The 17,707-nt window shown below is 47.8% G+C and carries 18 protein-coding genes; 8 read left to right on the top strand and 10 right to left on the bottom strand.

Features of this window, described 5'->3' with window-relative positions; all coding sequences use genetic code 11:
* Positions 1-10: 10 nt before the first annotated feature.
* From BLU57_RS09355 to BLU57_RS09340, 4 genes are all read left to right on the top strand, one after another.
* On the top strand, positions 11-751 hold the full coding sequence (locus BLU57_RS09355; protein WP_090319690.1) for an SPOR domain-containing protein: 741 nt from the start codon (positions 11-13) through the stop codon (positions 749-751).
* A gap of 65 nt (positions 752-816) precedes the next feature.
* Positions 817-1,323, top strand: coding sequence for a CvpA family protein (locus tag BLU57_RS09350; protein WP_090319687.1), 507 nt, complete (start codon positions 817-819; stop codon positions 1,321-1,323).
* Positions 1,324-1,360: 37 nt separating this feature from the next.
* Complete coding sequence (gene purF, locus BLU57_RS09345; protein ID WP_090319684.1) at positions 1,361-2,881, top strand: amidophosphoribosyltransferase; 1,521 nt, start codon at positions 1,361-1,363, stop codon at positions 2,879-2,881.
* Between the two features lie 126 nt (positions 2,882-3,007).
* Positions 3,008-4,183 carry an O-succinylhomoserine sulfhydrylase gene (locus BLU57_RS09340; protein ID WP_090319681.1) on the top strand — a complete coding sequence of 392 codons (1,176 nt, stop codon included), beginning with the start codon at positions 3,008-3,010 and terminating at the stop codon, positions 4,181-4,183.
* A gap of 40 nt (positions 4,184-4,223) precedes the next feature.
* Here BLU57_RS09340 and BLU57_RS09335 read toward each other — a convergent pair whose 3' ends face one another.
* Together BLU57_RS09335 and BLU57_RS09330 are read right to left on the bottom strand one after the other, a co-directional pair.
* Positions 4,224-4,715, bottom strand: a complete 492-nt coding sequence (locus BLU57_RS09335) for a peptidylprolyl isomerase (protein ID WP_090319678.1) — start codon at positions 4,713-4,715, stop codon at positions 4,224-4,226.
* 29 nt (positions 4,716-4,744) lie between these two features.
* On the bottom strand, positions 4,745-5,335 hold the full coding sequence (locus BLU57_RS09330; protein ID WP_090319675.1) for a peptidylprolyl isomerase: 591 nt from the start codon (positions 5,333-5,335) through the stop codon (positions 4,745-4,747).
* 142 nt (positions 5,336-5,477) lie between these two features.
* On the opposite strand from BLU57_RS09330, the gene cysS reads away from it, so the two are divergent.
* A complete protein-coding gene (gene cysS / locus BLU57_RS09325; RefSeq protein ID WP_090319672.1) occupies positions 5,478-6,860 on the top strand; it encodes a cysteine--tRNA ligase in 1,383 nt (460 codons plus the stop codon).
* A gap of 19 nt (positions 6,861-6,879) precedes the next feature.
* Here the strand turns inward: cysS and BLU57_RS09320 are convergent, their stop codons facing one another.
* The 4 genes from BLU57_RS09320 to BLU57_RS09305 form a co-directional block, all read right to left on the bottom strand.
* A complete protein-coding gene (locus tag BLU57_RS09320) occupies positions 6,880-7,632 on the bottom strand; it encodes a class I SAM-dependent methyltransferase (protein ID WP_090319669.1) in 753 nt (250 codons plus the stop codon).
* 18 nt (positions 7,633-7,650) lie between these two features.
* A complete protein-coding gene (gene motB, locus BLU57_RS09315) occupies positions 7,651-8,562 on the bottom strand; it encodes a flagellar motor protein MotB (protein WP_090319666.1) in 912 nt (303 codons plus the stop codon).
* Positions 8,563-8,603: 41 nt separating this feature from the next.
* Positions 8,604-9,464 carry a flagellar motor stator protein MotA gene (gene motA / locus BLU57_RS09310; protein ID WP_090319663.1) on the bottom strand — a complete coding sequence of 287 codons (861 nt, stop codon included), beginning with the start codon at positions 9,462-9,464 and terminating at the stop codon, positions 8,604-8,606.
* Positions 9,465-9,698: 234 nt separating this feature from the next.
* Positions 9,699-11,513 (bottom strand): ABCB family ABC transporter ATP-binding protein/permease, encoded by a 1,815-nt coding sequence (locus BLU57_RS09305; protein WP_090319659.1) that lies wholly within the window; start codon positions 11,511-11,513, stop codon positions 9,699-9,701.
* Positions 11,514-11,695: 182 nt separating this feature from the next.
* On the opposite strand from BLU57_RS09305, the gene BLU57_RS09300 reads away from it, so the two are divergent.
* Complete coding sequence (locus tag BLU57_RS09300; RefSeq protein WP_090319656.1) at positions 11,696-12,100, top strand: hypothetical protein; 405 nt, start codon at positions 11,696-11,698, stop codon at positions 12,098-12,100.
* Here the strand turns inward: BLU57_RS09300 and BLU57_RS09295 are convergent.
* The 3 genes from BLU57_RS09295 to BLU57_RS09285 all read right to left on the bottom strand — a co-directional run bounded on the left by BLU57_RS09295 (position 12,097) and on the right by BLU57_RS09285 (position 16,079).
* Positions 12,097-12,399, bottom strand: a complete 303-nt coding sequence (locus tag BLU57_RS09295; protein ID WP_090319653.1) for a hypothetical protein — start codon at positions 12,397-12,399, stop codon at positions 12,097-12,099. The two genes, BLU57_RS09300 and BLU57_RS09295, sit on opposite strands and share 4 nt — an antisense overlap.
* 66 nt (positions 12,400-12,465) lie before the next feature.
* Complete coding sequence (gene ybaL / locus BLU57_RS09290; RefSeq protein ID WP_090319650.1) at positions 12,466-14,175, bottom strand: cation:proton antiporter domain-containing protein; 1,710 nt, start codon at positions 14,173-14,175, stop codon at positions 12,466-12,468.
* Between the two features lie 20 nt (positions 14,176-14,195).
* Positions 14,196-16,079 carry a hypothetical protein gene (locus BLU57_RS09285; RefSeq protein WP_256206224.1) on the bottom strand — a complete coding sequence of 628 codons (1,884 nt, stop codon included), beginning with the start codon at positions 16,077-16,079 and terminating at the stop codon, positions 14,196-14,198.
* 250 nt (positions 16,080-16,329) lie between these two features.
* Between BLU57_RS09285 and BLU57_RS09280 the strand changes: the two genes are divergently transcribed.
* Together BLU57_RS09280 and BLU57_RS09275 are read left to right on the top strand one after the other, a co-directional pair.
* On the top strand, positions 16,330-16,926 hold the full coding sequence (locus BLU57_RS09280) for a nucleoside deaminase (protein WP_090319644.1): 597 nt from the start codon (positions 16,330-16,332) through the stop codon (positions 16,924-16,926).
* Between the two features lie 86 nt (positions 16,927-17,012).
* Positions 17,013-17,234, top strand: a complete 222-nt coding sequence (locus BLU57_RS09275; protein WP_090319640.1) for a DUF2798 domain-containing protein — start codon at positions 17,013-17,015, stop codon at positions 17,232-17,234.
* A gap of 74 nt (positions 17,235-17,308) precedes the next feature.
* Here BLU57_RS09275 and BLU57_RS09270 read toward each other — a convergent pair.
* A partial coding sequence (locus tag BLU57_RS09270) for an integrase core domain-containing protein (protein WP_143026948.1) occupies positions 17,309-17,707 on the bottom strand: 399 nt, incomplete at its 5' end.

Genomic DNA, 17,707 nt, shown 5'->3' with positions numbered 1-17,707 from the left:
GCTATTTCAAATGAATAAAAATATCAGTGAAGAAGAATTATTACTCAGGAAACGCGCAAGGCGGCGTCTGGTTGGCGCTATTATGCTGGTACTTGCTGCTGTAATTGTACTGCCGGCTATATTCGATGAGCCAAAAGGCGGAAGTGAAAAACAGGAAATTGCAATCAACTTACCGGCGGTTAAGAACAATAGGAATGATTTGGCGCTCAAAGAAGAGCCTGTGAGCCGCGAATTTTCGGGTATGGACGATGAGGCATCGCCTGAGTTACCCGGAAAATCGAAAGTAGGTCTGCAACCTCATGATGAATACTCCGGAATGTCAAATGACCAGAAACGCATTCCAATCCCAGGTATTAAACCAAAATTTGACCGGCGTCCGGTAGCCGTCGTTCCTGAAGTGAAAAACAACGCAGCAGTGAATACCCCAGCAGCTGCACCTGCACTCGTACCCGCACCTGCACCTGCGGCAACTTCAGCCAGTCCATCCGCAGCAGCATCTGTAGCAGTACCGGTGGATGCAGCTAAAGCATTTGTCGTGCAACTGGGCGCATTTTCCGATCAAGCAAAAGCTAAGCAGCAGCAAGCCAATCTATTATCGAGCGGGTTTAAAGCTTACACTGAAACACTGAAAGTCGATCATAATGAGGTGACGCGTGTACGGATCGGTCCTTTCACGACACGAAGCGCCGCAGAAGCTGAATTAAAAAAACTAAAAAAGATTGGGCTTGACGGTGTAGTGGCTCCCAAATAAGGTAATAATGGAATGGTTTTTATTTTTCTGTTATGAATCAACGAGAACTGGATTGATTTTAACTGATGACCGCGTTTGATTATGTCGTTTCCGGTATTTTTCTTGTTTCAATACTTTTAAGTATTTTCCGGGGATTTGTCCGGGAGACGCTATCCATTGCCGGCTGGGTAGTTGCTTTTATAGTAGCCAGTGCGTACGGATCGTTTTTTGAACAGTTTTTACCGGTTGAAATTGTCGGTGAGACACTGCGCATTTCGATTGCATTTGTTTTAACGTTTCTTTCGGTACTGCTGATCACTGCACTGGGGACTATGTTGCTGACTTCATTGATCAAAGGTATCGGGTTGGGATTCATCGACCGATTGTTTGGTTCTATTTTTGGTCTTTTGAGGGCGATGGCGATTGTAACGTTACTGACTTTAATCGCCGGATTAACGACAATTCCCAATCAAGTATTTTGGCAACAGGCAGTTCTGAGCCGCCCTTTGGAGGCGATTGCACTGCAAGTGTTGCCTTGGCTTCCAACCGATCTATCAAAACGTATTAGTTTTGAAAGAAAAGAAAATTCTTAAGATGGACCAAGGACAACAAAACTAACGGAGCAGTTCTATGTGTGGAATTCTCGGCATTGTTGCAAAATCACCCGCCAATCAGTTACTTTATGATGGTTTGCTCATGTTGCAGCATCGCGGACAGGATGCAAGCGGCATTGTAACAGCGCAAGGGAATACTTTTCACATGCATAAGGGTTTAGGGTTGGTGCGTGACGTATTTCGCACCCGAAACATGCGTGCATTGGCAGGTAATATCGGTATCGGTCATGTGCGCTATCCTACCGCCGGGTCAGCTAACTCTTCAGCCGAGGCACAACCTTTTTATGTCAACTCGCCATTTGGGATTGTATTAAGTCATAACGGCAATTTAACCAACGCAGAACAGCTGAATCAAGAATTGTTCAGAACCGATTTACGGCACGTGAACACCAATTCCGACTCAGAAGTTTTGCTCAATGTGCTGGCGCATGAATTGCAGGAAAGCACGCGCAATGGCCAGCTCGACCCCGCTACTATTTTTACTGCGGTGGCGGGTGTTCATAAACGCTGCAAAGGCGCTTATGCGGTGGTGGCGATGATCGCAGGTTATGGATTGCTAGCCTTTCGCGACCCCTTTGGCATACGGCCGTTGGTTTTTGGTACTGCAGAAAGTGAATTGGGCGATGAATACTTGATCGCATCGGAAAGTGTGGCGCTGGATACACTGGGTTTTAAATTGATACGCGATATACAACCCGGGGAAGCCATTTTTATCGATGAAGACGGCAATTTTTACAATAAGCAGTGTGCCCCCGATGCTTCGTTGAATCCCTGTATTTTTGAATATGTCTATTTGGCCCGGCCCGATTCCGTCATTGACGGTATCTCAGTTTACGAAACGCGATTAAACATGGGAGAACATCTGGCTGAGAAAATCAGAAGTACGATGCATCATTTGGATATTGATGTGGTCATCCCGATTCCCGATTCCAGCCGCCCCAGCGCCTTACAACTTGCCAACAGCCTAGGCATTGATTTTCGTGAAGGATTTGTCAAGAATCGCTATGTCGGCCGCACCTTCATCATGCCGGGTCAGCAGCAGCGGCGTAAATCCGTGCGGCAAAAACTGAATGCCATGGGTATCGAATTTCGCGGCAAGAATGTTATGTTGGTGGATGATTCCATCGTTCGCGGCACAACGAGCCGGGAAATTGTTCAGATGGCACGCGAGGCGGGCGCAAATAAAATTTACTTTGCTTCCGCAGCCCCACCGGTGCGATATCCGAATGTATACGGTATTGACATGCCGACGCGCCAGGAATTGATCGCAACTGATCGCACGACAGAAGAAATTTGTAATGAAATTGGCGCAGATTATTTGATTTTTCAAGATTTGGATGCACTAAATCATGCTGTCTCAAAAGTATTGCCTGCGGTTAAAAGTTTTGAAACTTCATGTTTCAACGGTAATTATATAACCGGTGATATTACTTCCGAATATTTACAAACCCTGGAATCACAACGCAATTCCAATCATTCAATATTACAGACTAAACTCAATACTCAATTGGATTTGAGCTTGGTTTTTTCCGAATAACACACTGAGCTGAGCGTTCAATAAACATCATGTCATTTTGAGTCTTGCTATTTGCCGCTCATTGCTCTGTTCATAATAAACTTTTCCTTATTTCTATAAATATCGTTTTCGCTCAAGGTTCATTCTATGTCAGATCATTTACAGCCTGAAACGCTGGCGCTCCATACCGGAGTTCATCGCAGTCAATTCAACGAACACTCAGAAGCCATGTATCTGACTTCAAGTTTCGTTTTTGAGAGTGCCGCTCAAGCAGCTGCGCGATTTTCCGGCAATGAACCGGGTAACATCTATTCTAGATTTACCAATCCCACCGTGACTGCGTTTGAAGAACGGCTGGCTGCATTGGAAGGAGCCGAAGCCTGCATTGCCACTTCCTCCGGCATGTCGGCCATATTGGCCTGCACAATGGGGTTATTGTCGGCAGGCGATCATATCGTTGCATCGCGCAGTTTGTTCGGCGCAACAGTCAATTTATTCAATAACATATTGAAACGCTTCAATATCGACACAACTTTTGTGTCGGCGACCGATGTACAGTCATGGCAAGCCGCGATACAGCCCAATACCAAGCTGTTTTTTTTGGAAACACCGTCTAATCCGTTAACGGAAATCTCAGATATAACGGAACTCAGTAAAATTGCCAAGAAAGCAGGCATTTGGCTGGCGGTCGATAATTGTTTTTGTACCCCTATTCTGCAGAAGCCGCTTGAGTTAGGCGCTGATATCGTTATTCATTCCGCGACTAAATATTTGGACGGGCAAGGCAGAGTGCTGGGTGGTGCTGTACTCGGTAAGCGCGAATTGTTGATGGATGGCGGAATCTATGGATTCTTGCGTACTGCTGGGCCGACACTCAGTGCTTTCAATGCCTGGGTGATACTGAAGGGATTGGAAACGCTTAAATTACGCATAGAAGCGCACTCGTCAAATGCATTGCAAATGGCACAATGGCTTGAAGCACAACCGAATGTGACGCGTGTCTTTTATCCCAGCTTAGCCTCGCATCCGCAGCATGCATTAGCACAATGTCAGCAAAAATCCGGTGGCGGGATTGTGACATTTGAAGTTAAGGGGGGTAAAGAAGCCGCTTGGCGTGTCATTGATTCGACACGTTTAATATCGATTACCGCCAATCTGGGCGATGCGAAAAGCACGCTGACCCATCCGGCTACAACAACCCATGCGCGTATCAGTCAAGAAGCACGGGATGCTGCCGGTATCACCGATGGATTGTTGCGTATTGCAGTTGGACTGGAAGCGGTGCAGGATCTGCAAGCTGATTTGCACCGCGGACTGACATAATGGCACGATGCCATCGTGATGAGCGGCTGCCGAATTGCAGTTAAATCACTTCGGCTTTTTCGATGATGACATTTTCAAGTGGAACATTCTGATGGCCTGCGTGATCACCCGTTTTGATCTTCTTGATTTTATCCACAACATCCTGACCTTCAATCACTTTGCCGAACACGCAATAACCAAAACCCTGCGGTGTTGAAGATTTGTAATTCAAAAAGCCGTTATTAGTGACATTAATGAAGAATTGCGCCGTTGCGGAATGAACATCCGCGGTACGAGCCATTGCGATAGTGTACGAATCATTTTTAAGCCCGTTGGCAGCTTCATTCTGGATAGGTGGTTGTGTCTTTTTTTGTTTCATTCCAGGCTCAAATCCGCCGCCTTGAATCATAAAGTCGTCAATAACACGATGAAACAATGTATTGTCATAGAATCCGCTGGTAACGTAATTTAAGAAATTCTGCACGGTTTCCGGCGCATTCTCGCTATCCAGTTCAAGCGTAATAACACCATAATTGGTTTGTAATCTGACCATATCTATCCTATGTAAAGTGATGATTTTTGTTATTGCGTATTTTTCTCAAGTGCGGGCAGTTTTATCACATCTTCAATAACGACGCTATTTTTGGGTACATCACCGCCAAAAGGGCCGCCAGATCCGGTCGGCAGCGATGCAATCTTGTTGACAACTTCCATGCCGGAAACCACCTTGCCGAATACTGCATATCCGTAGCCATTCTGAGTCGGCGCTTTGTAATTCAGGAATGCATTATTGGCGACATTAATAAAGAATTGCGCCGATGCCGAGTGTGGATCCGAAGTACGCGCCATCGCAATGGTTCCGGGTTCATTTTTTAAACCGTTATCGGCCTCGTTTTGGATCGGCGATCGTGCCGGTTTTTGTTTCAATGCGGTATCGAATCCGCCGCCTTGAATCATGAAGCCAGCAATCACACGGTGAAATACGGTATTTTTGTAAAATCCATCGTCAACATATTGCAGGAAATTCTCGACGGTTTTCGGTGCTTTTTCCGGATAAAGCTCGAGAACGATACTGCCCAAATTGGTTTTCATTTCAACCCGTGTCTCTGAGGCGTGAACAGGTAAGCACAGTGCAATTAACAATAAAAAAATCAGAATTTGACAGCGATGCATAGTTAAGTATCCTCATTGGCAAGTAGCGGGTAAGGGCTTTGCGCCTACGTTATGTTATACTGGAAGGCTATTTCAAAAAGCGCTGGAACGGCCAGATTCTATCAAGAAGATGGCTAACTCTACAATTTTATCTGTTGACCTTATGCTCAAAATTTATAACTCAATCGCCCGGGAAAAACAAGATTTTGTTTCAATAACGCCTGGAAAAGTAAAAATTTATGTATGCGGTATGACGGTTTATGATTATTGTCATTTGGGACATGCGCGAGTTTTGGTGGTTTTCGATACGGTTAGCCGCTGGCTCACAGCTAATGATTTCGCAGTCAGCTATGTACGGAATGTGACTGATATTGATGACAAAATTATCAAGCGTGCGCAGGAAAATAATGAATCGATCGAAACGCTGACACAACGTTTCATTCAAGCAATGAATGAGGATTCGGCCGCGCTGGGTGTTTTGCCGCCGAGCCACGAGCCGCGCGCGACGGATTTTGTTGAGCATATGATTGCAATGATCAGCACGCTGGTGGAAAAACGCTTGGCTTATCATGCGAAAAATGGCGATGTGTATTATTCCGTGCATGATTTTCCCAATTACGGAAAACTTTCCGGTAAATCCCTGAACGACCTGCGCGCCGGCGAGCGAGTGGAAATTGATTCAAATAAAAAAGACCCGCTGGATTTTGTGTTGTGGAAATCGGCAAAACCGGGCGAGCCGTTCTGGGAATCTCCTTGGGGCAGGGGGCGTCCGGGCTGGCACATCGAATGCTCCGCGATGAGCGAACAGTTATTAGGCATTCACTTTGATATTCATGGTGGTGGACAGGATTTGCAGTTCCCGCATCATGAGAATGAAATCGCACAAAGTGAAGGCGCGCATGATCATCCTTTTGTCAATTACTGGATGCATAATGGATTCGTCCGCGTCGACAACGAAAAGATGTCGAAATCATTGGGTAACTTCTTTACTGTCCGCGAGATTTTAAAATTCTATCAACCCGAGGTGGTGCGCTTTTTTATTTTGCGCGCGCATTATCGCAGTCCGCTGAATTATTCCGATCAGCATCTCAAAGATACCAAGCTTGCGTTGGATCGCTTGTATATTGCACTCAAAGATGCCGGTCCGGTCAATGCGATAGCGCTGGATTGGAATAACGCCTACGCGAAACGATTCAAAATGGCCATGGATGATGATTTCAATACGCCGGATGCAATTGCTGTTTTGTTTGATTTGGCGAGCGATATCAATAAATCGGGCTCAAAAGAAAATGCCGGGCTACTGAAAACGCTGGGTGCTTTACTCGGTCTTTTGCAGCAGAATCCGCAAGAATATTTGCAGAATACAATCGCTACCGGCTCATCGGATGCTTTGACGCCGGATGACATTGAGCTGCTGATTCAACAGCGTATCAGCGCACGTAAAGAAGGGCGGTACTCCGATGCCGACGCCATTCGTAAAAATCTGCAACAACAAGGCATCATCCTCGAAGACGGCGCGCAAGGAACGACTTGGCGCCGCACTTAGCGCACCTATTTCACTCAAGCTAAATTTTCCACAGATATAGCGTGGAGTTGGAGAAATCATCGAGTTTGATACTTTCATCCGCTACCACACCCGGGATAGTGAATGTATTGCTAATCAACAGACTTCCCGGGCGCATTTCCTTACCGGCCTTTTCCCACAGCGCGGCCATCGGCACCGGCGACAGATAAGCATAAACGACATCGTATTGGGAGAAATCCTGCTGCCAGAAATCTCCCCACACGATTTTGCAGTTTGGAACACCCAGAAAGCTTCTTAATTTACTGATCAAGAACGGTAAGGGAGCGGATTCAATGCCGTGAAACTGACCATTCTTGTGTGTTCTGGCTAGATTATTCAACAGACCGCCACATCCGCTGCCCAGATCGACAAAAGAAAATCGCTCTTTGCCTGGCAGTAGTGATTCCAACGCTTGATTTGCACGTTGACTGGAAAGATACAGCGGTACTTGGGTTTTATAGGTTTTTCCATAGACCAGCCATAGGCCGAGAAAAAACACTAGGAACCATGTCGAGGAAATATTCCATGCCAGTGCAACAACAACCAGCGGTATGAAACCCAGATGAATAGCAACCCACCATACCGGCATGCGAATGAAGTAACTGAGTAATCCCGCCAATAATCCTTGCGTCAAACTCCATTCAAATACACTCAAACCGGGAAAAGCTTGTGACAGAATAATCAGATAAACCGTCAGAATGGTCACAATCTGAACAACTAACGCGGCAATACCGGGATGGATTCGTTTTAACATGATAGGCTATTGAATGAGTTATGGATTTTGCAGTATTTCTTTATTCGGTTCGGCCTGCATATCAACATCAATGGTTTGGCCATCCATCGTCACGGCTTTCTCGGCTTTTTCGTTCATGACGACGATACTGATCCGGCGGTTGATCGGATTGACAGGGTCTTCCTTGTCAAACAACACCGCAGACGATAAACCGATTACTTGCAGAACCTTGTTGGTATCCATACCGCCAATAATCAGCTCGCGGCGCGAAGCATTCGCGCGATCCGCCGATAATTCCCAGTTACTGTAACCTTTGTCCCCGGTAGGGAAAGGTTTGCCATCGGTATGGCCGGAGAGACTGATTTTATTCTCGACGTCATTGAGCATTTTGCCAATCTCGCGCAAAATGGTTTTGGTGTACGGCTGCAAATCGGCTTTTCCCAGTGCAAACATGGGGCGATTTTGCTCATCGACGATCTGAATTCTTAAGCCATCGGACGTGATATCCAGCAAAAGTTGATTGGCGAATTTTTTCAGTGTGGGATTGTTTTCAACCGCTTCCTCGATTTTTTTCTTCAAGCCTTCCAATTTAATGCGCTCAATACGTTCCTTGATAATTTTCTTGGCTTGGATGTCGTCTTTAATTTCACCTTTTTTCACTTCGCCGTGCTGACGGGTCAGATCGGTGCCGCCACCTTTCAATATGCTGCTGGTTTCGCCTATGGACGATCCGCCTGTCATGGCGACCTTGAGCGGTGTTTTGAAATATTCCGAGATGCCTTCCAGTTGACTCTTAGTGGATGATCCCAGCAGCCACATGAGTAAGAAGAATGCCATCATGGCGGTGACAAAGTCAGCATAAGCAATTTTCCAAGCGCCGCCGTGGTGACCACCAGCAACTTTCTTGATTCGCTTGATGACTATCGGGCGTTGTGAAAGATCATCAGCCATAATTATTCTCGCAATTCAAATGGAACATCATTCCGAAGCGGTTATTTTGATTTACTTTGTTTGACATGCTCTTCCAGTTCCAGGAAAGACGGTCTTTCGGTCGTGAATAGCACTTTGCGGCCAAACTCAATGGCCAGAACCGGTGAATAGCCGTTCAAATTGGCCAGTAATGTGATCTTGATGCACTCAAACATCTTGCTGGACTCATGGAGATTATGTTCGAGTTTGCTCGACAGGGGACTGACGAATCCATACGCCAATAAAATTCCCAGGAATGTCCCGACCAGTGCCGCAGCAATCAAAATACCCAATTCGGAGGGTGGAAGATGAACGGATTCCATCGTATGCACCACCCCCATCACCGCAGCGACAATGCCGAAAGCCGGTAACCCATCGCCGAGTTTGGCGACCACATGAATCGGCACTTCGCCTTCCTGATGGTGCGTTTCCAGTTCACTGTCCATCAGGCTTTCGATTTCGAGCGAATTGAGGTTGCCGCCGACCATTAAGCGCAAATAATCGGTGATAAATTCGGTGATATGGTGATCGGCCAGAATATCCGGGTATTTGGTGAAAATAGGGCTGCTGGCGGGATCATCGACATCGCCTTCAATCGACATCAACCCCTCTTTGCGGATTTTTCCCAGCACTTCATACAGCAGCGTCATCAAATCCATGTAAAGTGCTTTGGTATATTTGGAGCCTTTGAAAACAGTCGGTAACGCTTTCAACGTGGCCTTGAGCGCTTTGTTCGAGTTACCGACGACAAAAGCGCCCACTGCGCCACCGCCAATCATGAGCAATTCGACCGGCTGCCACAGCGAAGCGAGATGCCCGCCCGCCAGTGCAAAACCGCCAAAAACAGAAATAATGATGATGAGATAACCAACGGATACAAGCATTGCGATGACTCCCTCGAATGTAATTACGCAATTTTTTGATGGCAAATTCTGGAGTGGGAAGTTAACACATCACTCCGGAATTCATTCTTGGGGATAAAGTTGGTTTTTTCCCGGTATTTCCGGATTTTTTGTATTACTTAAGAATTTATTTCATGGAAACAACAAGTAAGATTGTTCAAGAAGATGCTATGATTTCTTCATGAAAAAGATAACTTTCGCATGAATAACGATTGATTATGATGCGGAAATAGTGCTTTCTTGCTGGTGTTGATCGATTTCTTCCTGCTGTTGTAATTCCCACATCTGCGCATACGTGCCGCCGCTTGCCAGCAATTGTTGATGCGTGCCGCGTTCGATGATACGGCCATGATCCATCACCAGAATCTGATCGGCATCGGCGATCGTGGACAGCCGGTGCGCGATGGTCAGTGTGGTGCGGTTTTGAGCGATGCGCTTCAATTCCGCCTGAATACGCTTTTCGGAATTGGAATCGAGCGCCGATGTTGCTTCATCAAAAATCAGAATAACCGGATTCTTCAGAATGGTACGGGCGATGGCGACGCGTTGTTTTTCACCGCCGGATAGCTTCAAACCGCGCTCGCCCACAATCGTGGCATATTTTTCCGGCAGGCTTTCAATGAAATCATGGATATGGGCAGCACGAGCGGCAGTATACACTTCCACTTGCGTGGCCTCCGGCCGTCCGTATGCGATGTTGTAATAAATACTGTCGTTGAACAGCACGGTGTCCTGCGGCACGATGCCCATCGCGGCGCGCAGGCTTTGCTGGGTCACCGTGCGAATATCCTGGTCATTGATTTGAATGCATCCTGATCGCACATCATAAAAACGGAACAGCAAGCGTGCCAGCGTCGATTTACCAGAACCGCTGTGACCGACGACGGCAATGTTTTGCCCGGCGGGGATATCGAAACTGACGTCGAACAGTATCTGGCGGTTAGTTTCATAGCTGAAATCGACATGATGAAAGCGGATGGTTGCCTGATCGGCAGCGAGAACTTTGGCATCCGGTTGATCCTGGATTTCCCGGTTTTCATCCAATAATGTGAACATGCGTTCCATATCGGCCAGCGAATGCTTGATTTCGCGGTAAACAAAACCGAGAAAATGCAGTGGCATGTACAGTTGCAGCATAAAAGCATTGATCAGTACCAAATCGCCCAATGTCATGATGCCGTCGATGACTTGATCAGCCGCCAGCAGCATCAGTAAGGTAACACCGACTGCGATGATTGCGCTTTGTCCGGCGTTCAGCGTGGCCAGTGAGGTTTGATTGCGGACAGCGGCTTTTTCCCACGATTGCAAATGCTCATCGTAGCGTCGCGCTTCCCAGGCTTCGTTGCCAAAATATTTTACCGTTTCGTAATTCAATAAGCTGTCGATCGCCTGGGTATTGGCTTTGGAGTCCATATTGTTCATGGTGCGGCGGAAAATCATGCGCCATTCGGTGACGATCAAGGTCAGTGCGATATAAGCCAGCAGCGTGAGGGAAATGATAATGGAAAACCGGATATCGTATTGCTTGATCAGAATGGCCAGTACCAAACCGATTTCCAGTAGCGTCGGCAGAATATTGAACAGCATGAAATTTAGCAAAAAGGAAATGCCGCGCGTGCCGCGTTCAATGTCGCGCGAAACACCGCCAGTCTGGCGCTCCAGATGAAATCGCAGCGACAGCGAATGCAGATGGCTGAATACTCTGTTCGCTACTCGCCGGATCGCCCGTTGCGTCACTTTGGCGAAAATTGCGTCGCGTAGCTCACCAAACAAAGTGCTGCACAAACGCAGAACGCCATATCCGATCAACAAAAAAACCGGTAGCACCAGTTCCGCGCGCGGCTGATCCAGAGCATCGACGATTTCCTTCAGAACCAGCGGTACCGAGACATTGGCCAGTTTGGCCAATACCAGCAAGCTGAGCGCCAGGATCACCCGCACTTTGAATTCCCACAAATAGGGTAATAGTGCGGCGATGGTTTTCAGGTTATTGCGCGTGGCGGCAGGTTTTTCAAGACGGGTGGGGCGCATTAGAAGCGATCAACGATGTAAAGTATGGAAATAATTGAAAATAAAGGAGTTGTGCAAATGGGGTTTCTTTGCGCTACGGCATTAAGGTAACATAAGTACGATTATTCTGCTTTTCCGCTATTGGGTTGAGTATGAACAATGCATCATTTCGGTGAAATTTAATAGGTTGTGTCGCATTCATTATGGAAATTACTTGTTATCGAGATCTTGAAATCAACCAGGAAGCGCGTCACTTGCCCGCAAGTACTTACAACCTGGCGATTACCTTATTGTCGCGTTGTCCGACACGGCATTTGTTTGTTCCCATCCGCAGCATGCAGTACATGGCAATCGTCGACCATGAAGAATTTGTATTTATCGATGGCGAACGTAAATGCTGGGTCGATATCGCGTGGCGGAATTTTAAACGGCAAGCGCGTGATGCATTGGATCAACCGGTTGCGTACGATGCCGTGTATTACCGCGAGAACATGGCAGCTGTGATGAAGCGCTTACAAAGTGAATTTCCCGCGGCGTTGCAGATGCTGGTCAATAAAACCGTGCTTGAAGGTCCGGCGCGGATTATTCATTTCCCGGCGAGACATTAATCGTCTTCTTTCAACTCGGCATCCCAGCCTTTCGCCTTGGCGCTTGTTATCGCTTCGGAATACAGCCGCATGTGACGCTCACGTAAGTCATCCGGCAAGCGGCTGGGTAAGTGTGCGTAGGGTTCCCATGCCGCATGGACTTTTTCGTACAAAGTCTGCATCTGTGAAGCGCTCCAGCCCACGCAGGTTTCCGTTTCCGGCAGAATACCAAACACCCAGGCGTCACGCACGATGCGGCCTAAGTGCGTGAGTCCTTCATTTGCATCTTGATTGATACCGGCATATCGCTGATTTGTCATTGCAATAATCTCATAAAAATTTCAATTCACGGGAAGCTGTTTAATACTTAATAATCGAACCTGATGCTACGACGCCGGTTCCGATTTTTTGTTGAACCGGTTCAGGATGTGATACGACATGCTGTTGGCAAGCTCTTCCTCGGCAAAAAATACCATGCCGATCTGATCTTTCCGCAGCAATGCGGTCTCGTCTTCGCTGCGGCTGCGTAACACAATCTCGATATCCGGATTCAACGTACGCGCGGTATCAATCATTTGCCGCACATTCAGCGGATCCGCCGTGGCAATGACCAGCATGGCAGCATCCTTGATATGCGCTTGGATCAGCACGGAAGGTTCCGTGGCATCGCCGGATACCGCGGTAGTGCCTTTTTTACGCAAATCTTGCACCAGCTCGCGATTTTGCTCCGCAACAATATAGGGAATATTTTTTTCGTTCAACGCCAGGGCGATACTTTGACCGACATGCCCGTAACCCACCAGTACCACTTGACCCTTAAGAAACTTACGTTCCGTGCTCATCGGCAGTTCCGCGTAGGGATCGTCGCGATTTTCGTATTTTCGTGCCACAGTGGAATGCTTCAATATCAAGTTTCTGAACGGCGTAACCGCGGCAAATGCAATCGGGTTGAATGCGATGGAAATTAACGCGCCAGCCAGCACCAAGCTCATTCCTTCCGCTGGCATCAATCCAAGCGATAAGCCCAATCCGGCGAGAATAAAAGAGAATTCACCAATTTGCCCCAGGCTGGCGGCAACGGTCAGCGAAGTATTGAGCGGATAACGCAAAATAAGAACTAACAGCATGGCTGCCATCGATTTGCCGACGATAATAATGGCGACTACCGCTAAAACCCGTATCGGTTCTTCGATCAGCACAGCCGGATCAAACAGCATGCCGACGGAGACAAAAAACAGCACGGCAAACGCATCGCGCAACGGTAGGGATTCTTCGGCGGCACGCTGACTGAATTTGGATTCGCGCATGACCATACCGGCAAAGAAAGCGCCCAGCGCAAACGACACATTAAATAGCGCTGCGGCACCGTAAGCGATACAAATGGCGACCGCGACGACGGCTAGGGTGAACATTTCACGTGAGCCGGTGCGGGCGACCTGCCATAGCAGCCAAGGCAGGAAGCGGCGGCCCACGATCAGCATCAAAGCGATAAACGCGGAAACCAGCAATAATGTGATGCCGATGGTGCGCCATAGCGGATCGGCTGGGCTTCCGCTTTCATTCGTGCCGCCCAGCATAGTCGCAAACGACGGTAACAATACCAGAATCATAACGGTAACCAGATCTTCGACGATCAGCCAGCCGACGGCAATACGGCCGTTCATTGTTTCCAAAAGACCGCGCGACTCGAGTGCTTTGAGCAGCACGACCGTGCTGGCACAAGATAGCGACAAACCCAACACCAATCCGGCGCCCAGACTCCAATCCCACCAGGACGCCAAAGCCATACCCAGACCGGTTGCAACGGCCATTTGCACGATCGCACCGGGTACTGCGATGCGCTTGACCGACAGTAAGTCATCCAGCGAGAAGTGTAATCCGACGCCGAACATCAATAACATGACACCGATTTCCGACAATTGCGAGGCAATCTCGACATCCGCGACAAATCCCGGTGTGGTCGGACTGATGGCAATCCCGGCCAGGAGGTAACCAACCAATGCGGGCGTTTTAAGCTTTTCGGCAATGAAACCAAAAATCAAAGCTAAGCCAAAGCCGGCTGCAATCGTCGTGATCAGGGCAACGTTATGTTCCATTCAAATCCCAAGGTTATGGTTTATTGGCTTGAACTTGAGGGTGTTTCTATTGTAACGGTGTTGCCGGGAGTTTTATCCGACAAAGCCGGTGTGTTCAAGAATTTTTCAAATTCGATGCGTTCTTCTTCGATCGCTTCCAGGATTTGAAGTTTAAATTCTTCGCGTGAAAATGCTTCTTCCAGCATCAGCAGGAGTTTCTCTACGGTCAAACCAATGGTAATACCGCCAATGATACCACCGATAGCCGCGCCGATGGCTGTGCCGATGCCGGGGATGAATGATCCCAATGCGGCTCCCGTTGCAGCGCCCGCCGCAGCACCGCCCAAAGCGCTGACCGCTTTACCGGCGGTTACTTTGATCAGGGCTTGCGCGCCGAGCTTGATAATGCCTTTTCCAGCCACTTTGGCGGTAATTTTACCGGCGATGGCGCCAGTAATCGCACCGGCAGTGCCAATACCGCCGGAAATCAGCATGCGGTTTTCCAGATTGACGATCACGCTATGTGCCGGTGGTTCCTTGAGCGCGCTTAATGAAGCGTGCCGGACGACTTCAAGCTGGGAATTATCGAGATGCTCAACGCGATTCTCAGCCAGAATCTGCTCCACTTTCTGCATGTGCTCGGTACGTAACTGCTGATTACTCTGCAAAACTTCCTCGATGGATTGTTGCACCGGACCGAACACATTGCCTTTCATCAGATAATTTTGCAGTTTCTCAGCCATCCAATTTTCCAGCACACCGGTTGCCAATGCCACAATCCGCTCATATTCACCCGGCAGGCTGTAATACCAATCGAGATAGGCATCGACGTTGTCGGTCATTTGCTGAAAACCGGTACCGGTGGTTTCGCGCAGTTTTCCCAGTGATGCTTCCATCTTGCTGAGGCTATCGAGGTAGGCTTGTTCAATCTGCGCTGCGGTTCCGGGCTTATAGTATTCATCACCGATCATTTCCACTTTTTGCACGACAATTTGCCTTGAAGCGTGAATCTCTTCGATAGTCTCAGGGTTGGAACGCAACCAGGCATCGACATAAACCGTCGACGGAACATAGATAAAGAAAACAAAGAAAGTGGCAAATGCCGAGGTGATTGCCCAAGCCCACGGTGAAACGGCGGGCGGTTCATCACTATCCTGCAGCGGTGCGAATACACGACGGTATTCCGATAGGGGCACCATGAAACTGGAAATCCCCAGCGCCACATTATAAAAAAACAGCAAACTGCCGAGGAAAACAGCGCCGAGATAAAGCGGGTCGTTCAATGAATGCAGACTGCCCAGCGCGTAACGCTTCAAGCCTTCGATGAAACCCAGCAGCCGGTTGGTTTCAAGAATCAAGATGCTGTTTGTGGTGCCATCGAGCCGCTGGCTTTCCTGTGCAATAGCTTCCGTTAACGATGCATATTGGCGGTTCACATCACTAGGATCGGCAAATAGGACAAAAAATACCGCCATGGTTAATGCAGCTGCCCAGCGCGCCCAAGCCAGCGATTTATGCACAGCAATGTAGGGTTTGTACTCACGTGCTGCGATGGGATAGAAAAACGCATAAATGACGGCAAAAACCGGAATGGCGGCAAAGAATACAACCCATTCCTGTTTTTCAGCGGAGCCGAGATAAAACAACAGTAAAAAGGAGAAGATAACTGACCACAATAACCACCCGATATACGACAGAATCCGCCGGGTAAAAAACCAATGCAGGATGCCCAGTTTTTTAAATTGACTGGACAAATAAATTCTTTCAATCGTCACCGCGTAAATTGCCGCAACGTAAATCGGCAAACCAAAAAACAGTGTCACTAATAAAGCGAACCACAGCTGCCGGTCCGGGATCAAGCGGCCCAAGAAATGCGCAAATGCCAGCCAGCTTGCGGCAAAAGCCAGATAACCGATAAACCTCACAAAACTAAAGCTTTTAAGTGCAGAGAACACCACGTGATTCCTTCATGATTGACAACTGGGGATAAATGTTTCGCAGCAGGGTGGATTAATAAATTTAATAGCTAGTTGATAGTAGACTTGATCCGGTCAGGGACTGTCAAGCTGTGATTCGTTGCTTTGTAAAGTTTCATGCTTTAAGTAAAAGCCGGTTAAATTTTGCTTGAACTATGGACTAACAAATTGTATCTGCTAGTCTAGGCGTTTTTATTGAATGCGCGTTGTGAAACACTGGACTACTATCGAACTGCCAATACCGGATTGGCTCAATACTTGGGCTACCGGTATTCCGCAGACTTTTCCTGAAATAAACCAGCGAATGGCGCTGGTTATTGATCTGGCGCGCACCAACGTGCAGCATGGTGGAGGGCCGTTTGCTGCCGCTGTTTTTGATCAACGCACGGACGAACTTATTGCGCCCGGTGTCAATTGGGTTGTTCCGGGAAAGTCTTCATTGCTGCATGCGGAGGTTATGGCCCTCGCTTTAGCGGAACAACTGCTGGGTAGCTATGAGTTAGCCGGTCAAGGCTCGTTTGAACTGGTAACCAGCGTGGAGCCGTGTTGTCAGTGTTTAGGTGTGTTGTTATGGAGCGGTGTTGCTGCGCTTGTCTGCGGCGCGCATTCCGAAGATGCGCAAGCGATCGGTTTTAACGAAGGACCACGCTCGTCGAACTGGGAAACGGAATTGCGGCAAAATGGCATTCGCGTGACGCGGGAGGTGATGCGGCCGGAGGCAATTGAAGTGTTACAAAGTTACAGCGGGGAAATTTATAACAGTCATTTACGTGCCCGGCAGAACCATAGCGATTAAATTATGAAATTTTTACGTGATTTTACAGACCAGGCTTTGCAGCAAAGCGTAACGCCGAGCATTCCGTATGAATTGATAAAACTGACATGAAACAAAAATTTCTTGCACATTGTTTGTATTGTTTCATTATGTCGGCGACAATGACCGGCTGTGTTTCGGCTACTGTCACCGCAGTGAATCTTGGTTTTTCCGGGGCTTTTGTTGAAGAGTGGCTGTATTCATGGGGTATTGCTTTTCCAATCGGCTTTGCGCTTTTGTTGCTGCTTTCACCTGTGTATCGGCGTGTAGTGGAGTCAATACTGCATTGATCTTCGCATTATGATTAATGTGATCATATTTTGCCGCATCAAGATCTAAAGGTTTCCCTTATTTGTAAGAAACCTCAGAGTTGTTTACAGATAGGTTGATTGAAATAAGCGGTGAGTATTTCATAAGGGGTGGCATTATTCAAACTCTTATGAGGCTTAACGGTATTGTAGAAGTTAATGAAACGGAGAAGCTGAATGTGCCGATCGGCGCAGTCTTTAAAGTGAATCTTGCTGTGCCACATATCCATCAGGGTGCGGATAACCCGCTCAGCTTTACCGTTGGTTTGCGGACGATTGATGCGGGTAAACTTCTGACCGATACCGTGCTGCCTGCAAGCTTTGACGAAAGCATGGCTGTCAGTTCCTTTAAATTCTTTACCGTTGTCAGAATAAGCATAGTCGATCTGATAAGGACATTGAGCAACAGTGCTTGTGAGAAAGCAAGCTGCACTATGCTGGGTTTTATCGGGAAG

The organism is Nitrosomonas oligotropha, from assembly GCF_900106555.1.
GTDB classification, from domain to species: Bacteria; Pseudomonadota; Gammaproteobacteria; order Burkholderiales; family Nitrosomonadaceae; genus Nitrosomonas; species Nitrosomonas oligotropha_A.
The sequence above is the reverse complement of the archived record's forward strand: the minus strand, read 5'-3'. Positions and strand labels throughout refer to the sequence as shown.

Bases quoted from the DNA above. Each gene is read 5' to 3' on its own strand.
- BLU57_RS09355 (WP_090319690.1), top strand. From the start codon at position 11: ATGAATAAAAATATCAGTGAAGAAGAATTATTACTCAGGAAACGCGCA.
- BLU57_RS09350 (WP_090319687.1), top strand. From the start codon at position 817: ATGACCGCGTTTGATTATGTCGTTTCCGGTATTTTTCTTGTTTCAATA.
- purF (WP_090319684.1), top strand. From the start codon at position 1,361: ATGTGTGGAATTCTCGGCATTGTTGCAAAATCACCCGCCAATCAGTTA.
- BLU57_RS09340 (WP_090319681.1), top strand. From the start codon at position 3,008: ATGTCAGATCATTTACAGCCTGAAACGCTGGCGCTCCATACCGGAGTT.
- BLU57_RS09335 (WP_090319678.1), bottom strand. From the start codon at position 4,715: ATGGTCAGATTACAAACCAATTATGGTGTTATTACGCTTGAACTGGAT.
- BLU57_RS09330 (WP_090319675.1), bottom strand. From the start codon at position 5,335: ATGCATCGCTGTCAAATTCTGATTTTTTTATTGTTAATTGCACTGTGC.
- cysS (WP_090319672.1), top strand. From the start codon at position 5,478: ATGCTCAAAATTTATAACTCAATCGCCCGGGAAAAACAAGATTTTGTT.
- BLU57_RS09320 (WP_090319669.1), bottom strand. From the start codon at position 7,632: ATGTTAAAACGAATCCATCCCGGTATTGCCGCGTTAGTTGTTCAGATT.
- motB (WP_090319666.1), bottom strand. From the start codon at position 8,562: ATGGCTGATGATCTTTCACAACGCCCGATAGTCATCAAGCGAATCAAG.
- motA (WP_090319663.1), bottom strand. From the start codon at position 9,464: ATGCTTGTATCCGTTGGTTATCTCATCATCATTATTTCTGTTTTTGGC.
- BLU57_RS09305 (WP_090319659.1), bottom strand. From the start codon at position 11,513: ATGCGCCCCACCCGTCTTGAAAAACCTGCCGCCACGCGCAATAACCTG.
- BLU57_RS09300 (WP_090319656.1), top strand. From the start codon at position 11,696: ATGGAAATTACTTGTTATCGAGATCTTGAAATCAACCAGGAAGCGCGT.
- BLU57_RS09295 (WP_090319653.1), bottom strand. From the start codon at position 12,399: ATGACAAATCAGCGATATGCCGGTATCAATCAAGATGCAAATGAAGGA.
- ybaL (WP_090319650.1), bottom strand. From the start codon at position 14,175: ATGGAACATAACGTTGCCCTGATCACGACGATTGCAGCCGGCTTTGGC.
- BLU57_RS09280 (WP_090319644.1), top strand. From the start codon at position 16,330: ATGCGCGTTGTGAAACACTGGACTACTATCGAACTGCCAATACCGGAT.
- BLU57_RS09275 (WP_090319640.1), top strand. From the start codon at position 17,013: ATGAAACAAAAATTTCTTGCACATTGTTTGTATTGTTTCATTATGTCG.